Below are 6,301 nucleotides of genomic sequence, written 5' to 3'. Positions count from 1 at the left end.
CTTAATTTCGGGTGCGGGGGGGGGGGTTTTTTTAAAACGCCCCGGGTCGGGGGGGGGTGGGTGTCCCGCCCGGCTATCCCGCTGACGGCGCCCGGCCCGGGACAGCTGCAGAGCCCGGGCGAGCGCCGCGACGACCTGAGGTGAGGGGTTGACGGCGCGACCCTGCTCCAGACGCAGCAGGTAGTCGACCGACAGCGACGCCAACTGGGCGAGCTCCTCACGCCGCAGCCCCGGGGCGCGACGGCTCCCGGTGACGGCGAAGCCCGCGTCGAGCGGTGACAGACGGTCGCGCCAGGTGCGCAGCAGTTCGCCGAATCCGGGACGGGTGGAAACCATGGGGTCATTCTCGCTGCTCGGCACCCGATGAGCCTGGGTACTGCCGGTCCTGGTGTCGGTCACGGCACTGGTTCGACCGATCGCGAGCGGCGAATGTCGGTGACGACATGAGGAGAAATCCAGTCGAGGAGATTTCATGCGCACCATCGTCATGACCGGCGCGAGTCGCGGCATCGGACGCATCGCCGCCGAGCGCATCCTGCGGCGTTCGCCCGATGTGCACCTCGTTGTCGTCGCCCGAGGTTCATCGGGACCCGAGTTGTCGACAGCGCTGCGTGCGGACGGGCATGAGGTGTCCTCCGTCTCGGCGGATCTCGGTTCGCTCGCGAGCGTCCGCAACGCGGCGATCGAGATCCGCGATCGGCTCGCCGCCGGCGATCTTCCACCGCTGTGCGGCTTCGTCGGCAACGCGGGTATTCAGTACACGAACGCGCGGACCACAGGCCCCGAAGGGCTCGAGTCGACGTTCACAGTCAACGTGTTGGCCAACCACCTTTTCGTCAGGCTACTGGGGGAGCGCTGCACCGTGCCTGGTCGCATCGTCATCACCGTGAGCGACACCCACTTCGGCGATTTCCGGCACAACATGGGCATGGTTCCAGGTCCGGCCTGGCAATCTCCGGATGTGCTGGCCCGCATCGGCGCCTTCCGGGAGCCGCACAGCACAGCCGCCGGGCGTACCGCGTATTCGACAAGCAAACTCGCCGCGATCTATCTGGTGCACGAGTACGCCCGTCGGCTGCCCGCCGGAATCGATGTCGTCGCGTACAACCCGGGATTCGTCCCCGGCACCGACCTTGCCCGCGACGCGGACCCCGCTTCCCGGTTCGCGATGCGGCACATCCTGCCGATCATGACGCTGACCCCGTTGGCCACCAGCCGCAGGGCCGCGGGGCGATACCTCGCGGACGTCGTGCTCGGCGATATCGCGGCGCCCACCGGATCGTACGTCGACCGCAGCCAGGTGGCCCGGTCGTCCGCGGAATCCTATGACCGGCGGCGCGAAGCCGAGATATGGGAGGCAGGCGAGTATTTCCTCACGGCATACGCCGGCTGAATCGGCACTCCCGCGATCCGGCCCGCTGGTTACCTTCGGTCAGAGTGGTTATGTCCGTGGTAACGGGCCCTCGCGGGCGCGATCGACTACAGGGACGAGAGTGACCATGCTTGTGCGAAGAACAGTCGTGACGACAGGGTTGATCCTGGCCGTACTCGGTGGGTCAGCGGGCTGCAGTGAGGTGGAGAAGGCGGTCAACAAGGGTGGTGACACCCGGTGTAGTGAGTACACCGCGCAGGACTCGGCCAAGAAGCACACGACGGTGACCAAATTCCTCGAAGAGGAGCGCGGCGACGACGCGTCGATCGACCAGAACACCGTCGATCTGGCGGTCGCGGCCATCAACCTCATGTGCAGCGCCCAAGCGAATCCGGATACACCGATCCGGGAAGCGGATCTGTCCGGAGTGCTGGTGCCGAAGTAGGGCGCGAGCCCGCCTGGGCCGCGCCGCCGAGGCGCTTCACCACGGCGGCTTCGGGTGCGGCGAGCCCGTGCATGATCGTGAGCCCGCCCGATGTGGGTTTGTCGGTGTCAGGGACCTGACTTCGTGTCCGGGTCGACCTCGTCCGCGCGCTCCCACTCCTTGTCCAGGTCGGCTCGCGTGTCCGCCGCGTCGCTGCGATGCACGTCCGCCCGCTGGGAGAGCTGCTCGGCCTGCGCTGATTTGGCCTCGGCTTCGGCCTGTGCCGCCCGGCTCTTGGCGGCGATCTCCTCCGCCCGCGCCTCGCGCTGACCGAGCTCGAATTCCTGTTCCGCCGCCCGGTCACGGATGCCCTCGGCCTCGGCATGCTGATGTTCACGCTGCTTGCGCTGCAACAGCAACGCGCCGGCCACGAGCACGACGACGACTACCACCGCGACGACGATGATCACGATCACACTGGTGGTGCTCATCCTTCTACTCCTCGCACCCCTCTCCGATCCTAACGCCACTCGACCACCGCCGAAATGGGCGGATACCCACAGCCGACGGTGTCGGACAAGATGGCCGTGCGCCACGCCGAGGCAGCACCGGCGTACCACTTGTGAGGGTCGTCAAATTCTGCTCGCTAGCCGAGAAAATTAGAACGTGTTCTAGTAGGGTTCGGCTATGGAACGACTCACTGGATTGGATGCCAGTTTCCTCTATCTGGAGACCGAAACCCAGCATCTACACGTCTGTGCGCTGCTGATTCTCGACCCGGCCGACGGGCCGTACTCGTTCGACCATCTCCGCGACGAACTGCGCAGGCGACTGCCCCTCATCCCGCACATGCGCCGCCGGGTCCACCCGGTGCCGTTCAACCTCGACCATCCGCTCTGGGTCGACGACACCGACTTCGACATCGATAACCACATCCGGCGCGTCGAACTGCCGGAGCCGGGCGGGCAAGCCGGTCTGGCCGCGCTGATCGGTGACATCGCCAGCCGCCCGATGGATCAGAGCCGGCCGCTGTGGGAGATGTCGGTGGTGGAGGGGCTCGACGACGGCAAGGTGGCGGTCGTGTGCAAGTACCACCATTCGGCCGTCGACGGCATCACCGGCACGAACATGATGATGCACCTGTGCGATCTGGAGCCGGGGCTCAGCCGCCCGGAACCCGAACCGTGGCAACCGGAACCGGTGCCCGGCGATCTCGAGCTCATCGCGCGCGCCGCGGTCCGGTTTCCCGCCAGGGCCGGGATGCTCGGCATGGTTCCCAAAACCCTCGGCATGGTGGCGGGTTTCGCGCAACGGCGGCGGAACAACGAAGCGGGGATGGCCCTTCCGTTCTCCGCGCCGCGCACGCCGTTCAACCAGGCCGTCACCGGGACACGGTCGGTCTCGTTCACCAAGACGGACCTGGGCGTGATCAAGGAGATCAAGGCCGCGTTCGGGGTGAAGGTGAACGATGTCGTGCTGACCGTGGTCGGCGGCGTGCTACGCCGCTACCTGGCGGATCGGGGCGAGCTGCCCGATCGCACCCTGGTCGCCTCGGTGCCGGTGTCGGTACACGAATCCACCCGGCACACCGAGGGAATCAACAAGGTCTCGACCCTGTTCTGCCGCCTCGGCACCGATATCGCCGATCCGGTCGAGCGGCTGGAGCTGCTGGCCGTCGCGAACCGCGACGCCAAGGCCGAACACGATCTGATCGGCGCCGACTTCCTCCAGGATTGGTCGAAGTACGCCCCGCCCAACACCTTCCGCCTCGCCTCCCGCGTCTATTCGTCGCTGAAGCTGGCCGAACGGCACCCGGTGGTGCACAACCTGGTGGTCTCGAATGTGCCCGGTCCGCCGATGCCGCTGTATTTCCTCGGTGTCCGGGTGGACGGCATGTACCCGTTCGGTCCGGTCTTCCACGGCGCCGGGCTCACCGTCACCGTGCTGTCGAACTGCGGTGACCTCGATTTCGGCTTCATCGCCTGCCGTGACCTGGTTCCCGACGTCGACGCGCTGGCCGATGCGGTGCCCGCGGTGATCGACGAACTACTGGCCGCGGCACGCGCACGGGGCTGATCGCCCACTCCGACAGTCCGCCCTGTTCGCCATCGGCGTCGAACAGGGTCGTCGACTACAGCCGCGCGGTCACCGACCGGCACGCGTCGGCCAGTGCCGGGACGAACCGGTCCGGCGCGACAGCGCACGCCGCATGACCCGCCGCGACCGGGTGAACACTCGACCCCGGAACCGCGGCCGCGAGTTCGATCTGCCGGTACACCGGGATCGCCCGGTCTTTGGTCGTGATGACCACCGCGGTCGGCACCCGCAGTTCCGGCAGCCACGAGGAAGCGTCGAACGTTCCGATCTCGGCCAGCACGGGCGCCAGCGCCCATCCGCTGGTGCTGCGGAATTCGCCTACCGCCCAGCGCCGTAGCTGACCCGGCACCAGAGCGGGCGGCAAGTCCGGCAGGCTGCGCGTCAGCCGCCGGGCCCGGCGATATGGGTAGTCGCCCAGCGCGTCGGCGACGGAGGCGAAACCGCGATGGAACGCCCGCTCGCGCCACTTCTCCTGGAAGCGATACGGAGTCGCGCACAGGACCAGCCCGGCGACCCGGTCAGGGTGCTGGTGGGCGGCGAGCAGGGAGACGATCCCGCCGAGGGAATAGCCCACGCAGACGAAGCGATCCAGGCCGAGCGCGTCGGCGACCGCGACCACGTCGTCGGCGCAGTCGGCGAGCCGGAACCGCGCCGACTGGATCCCGCGCCCGTGCCAGCGCTGATCGAACAGCACCACGCGATACCGCGCGCTCAGCGTCTCCAGCGCCGGAAACCAATTCAGGGCCGCGGTGCAGGCTGTGCCGTGCAGCAATATCAGGACGGGTGCGCCTGGTGGCCCCGGAATGTCCACGACATAGGTCCGTCCACGTCCGGGGAGGTCGAGCATCCTGCCGCCGGGGATCTCGTCCACGGCGGGCACGACGAACGGTCCCGTCCGCACCGGACGTGCTGTTCCCACCATGTCCTCCTCGGGAAGATTTAGAACTCGTTCTAGTTGATGATGTCATACGGCGGGCTCCGGTGTCCTGCCCCGGACTCGCCCACTGAGCGGGAGGGATTCTTACGCCGTCAGGTCGATCGTGGTTACTCTCGGGGCCGATCCCACGAGTGAGGCGACAATGACACAGACATCCGGGGACATCGAGGCGCTGCTGCGTCGCGTCCAGGTGATGGAGGACAAGTGGCAGATACTCGAGCTGCTCTCCGCCTACGGTCCGGCCGTGGACAGCGGATCCGCCGACGGCACGGCCGGGATATGGTCCGAAGACGGTGAGTACGACGTCGACTCGGGGATGCTGCGCGGCCGCGACGAGCTGCGCGCGATGGTCCACAGCACGCCGCATCAGCAATTCATCACCAACGGTTCGGCGCACATGCTGAGCCTGCCCCACCTCGAGGTCGACGGGGACCACGCGGTGGCCATCGGGCACACCCAGCTGGTGCTCAAGGTGCCAGGTACGACCGCCGACTTCCAGGTCGCGCGCATCACCGCGAACCGCTGGGAATTGGTGAAGACCGAGGGTCGCTGGCAGGTGGAGCGGCGCATCGCCCGGTTGCTGGACGGCAGGCCCGAGGCGCGGGACCTGCTGGGTGATGTCGTCACCGGATCCGACGTGAGGAGTTGAGCGACATGGATATCGACCGCTACGGTCCCTGGGCAGTCATCGCGGGCGGATCCGAAGGGGTCGGCGCCGAATTCGCCGAGCAACTAGCCCGATCAGGTCTCAACCTCGTTCTGCTGGCGCGCAAGGAGGAACCGCTGCTGGCGACGGCCGAGACCTGCCGCGGCCACGGCGTCGAGGTGCGGACACTCTCGGTGGATCTGCTCGCCGTGGACGCACTCGAGCGCATCGCGGCGATCACCGACGGGCTCACCGTCGGTCTGCTCGTCTACAACGCGGGCGCCAACACCTACGGCCACGAATTCGTGACCGGTGACTTCGATCGGTTCCAGGCTGTCATCGATCTCAATATCACCGCTCAGCTGAGACTGGTCCAGCACTTCGGCGCACCCATGCGTGAGCGGCGCCGCGGCGGCATTCTGCTGGTCGGTTCGCTCAGCGGCTACCTGGGATCGGCGCAGATCAGCGTCTACTCGGCGGCCAAAGCGTTCTTGCGCATCTTCGCCGAAGGACTGTGGCTGGAGATGCGCGACTATGACGTCGACGTCCTGGAACTGGTACTCGGAGTGACCCGCACGCCCGCCATGGCCCGGGCCGGGCTGCGGATGGATGCCCCTGGACTGCGCGTCTCCGAACCTCGGGACGTCGCCGCACAGGGTCTGGCGAATCTCGCGAACGGTCCCGTGGTCGTGGTGGAAGAGTTCGCGGCGGTCGCCGAGAAGAACGGCGGAACCGACCGGGCCGAACTGCTGCTGGCGGCGCGGGCGAGAGCGACGAAACTGCTGCCACCGCATGTTGACCGGGCGGTGGCCGGATGAGGATCGG

General features: G+C 67.4%; 8 protein-coding genes. 5 read left to right on the top strand and 3 right to left on the bottom strand.

Features of this window, described 5'->3' with window-relative positions; all coding sequences use genetic code 11:
- A partial coding sequence (locus ACFWPJ_RS21710) for a helix-turn-helix domain-containing protein (RefSeq protein WP_378854024.1) occupies positions 1 to 336 on the bottom strand: 336 nt, incomplete at its 3' end.
- Positions 337 to 472: 136 nt separating this feature from the next.
- Between ACFWPJ_RS21710 and ACFWPJ_RS21705 the strand changes: the two genes are divergently transcribed.
- Positions 473 to 1,393, top strand: coding sequence for an SDR family NAD(P)-dependent oxidoreductase (locus ACFWPJ_RS21705; protein ID WP_378854022.1), 921 nt, complete (start codon positions 473 to 475; stop codon positions 1,391 to 1,393).
- A 127-nt stretch (positions 1,394 to 1,520) separates the two neighbouring features.
- Complete coding sequence (locus ACFWPJ_RS21700; RefSeq protein ID WP_378854020.1) at positions 1,521 to 1,817, top strand: hypothetical protein; 297 nt, start codon at positions 1,521 to 1,523, stop codon at positions 1,815 to 1,817.
- Between the two features lie 107 nt (positions 1,818 to 1,924).
- Here the strand turns inward: ACFWPJ_RS21700 and ACFWPJ_RS21695 are convergent, their stop codons facing one another.
- A complete protein-coding gene (locus tag ACFWPJ_RS21695) occupies positions 1,925 to 2,287 on the bottom strand; it encodes a hypothetical protein (RefSeq protein WP_378854018.1) in 363 nt (120 codons plus the stop codon).
- Positions 2,288 to 2,483: 196 nt separating this feature from the next.
- On the opposite strand from ACFWPJ_RS21695, the gene ACFWPJ_RS21690 reads away from it, so the two are divergent.
- A complete protein-coding gene (locus ACFWPJ_RS21690) occupies positions 2,484 to 3,872 on the top strand; it encodes a wax ester/triacylglycerol synthase family O-acyltransferase (RefSeq protein WP_378854016.1) in 1,389 nt (462 codons plus the stop codon).
- 55 nt (positions 3,873 to 3,927) lie between these two features.
- On the opposite strand, the gene ACFWPJ_RS21685 is transcribed toward ACFWPJ_RS21690, so the two are convergent.
- Entirely contained in the window at positions 3,928 to 4,815 is an 888-nt protein-coding gene (locus tag ACFWPJ_RS21685) for an alpha/beta fold hydrolase (protein WP_378854014.1), read from the bottom strand.
- Between the two features lie 157 nt (positions 4,816 to 4,972).
- Between ACFWPJ_RS21685 and ACFWPJ_RS21680 the strand changes: the two genes are divergently transcribed.
- Both ACFWPJ_RS21680 and ACFWPJ_RS21675 read left to right on the top strand, forming a co-directional pair.
- A complete protein-coding gene (locus ACFWPJ_RS21680; RefSeq protein WP_378854012.1) occupies positions 4,973 to 5,479 on the top strand; it encodes a nuclear transport factor 2 family protein in 507 nt (168 codons plus the stop codon).
- Between the two features lie 5 nt (positions 5,480 to 5,484).
- Positions 5,485 to 6,294, top strand: a complete 810-nt coding sequence (locus ACFWPJ_RS21675; protein WP_378854026.1) for an SDR family NAD(P)-dependent oxidoreductase — start codon at positions 5,485 to 5,487, stop codon at positions 6,292 to 6,294.
- Positions 6,295 to 6,301 lie beyond the last annotated feature (7 nt).

It is taken from the genome of Nocardia sp. NPDC058497 (assembly GCF_042720195.1).
GTDB lineage: Bacteria > Actinomycetota > Actinomycetes > Mycobacteriales > Mycobacteriaceae > Nocardia.
Note: the sequence above shows the minus strand (reverse complement) of the source record. Positions and strands in the feature narration are given on the sequence as shown.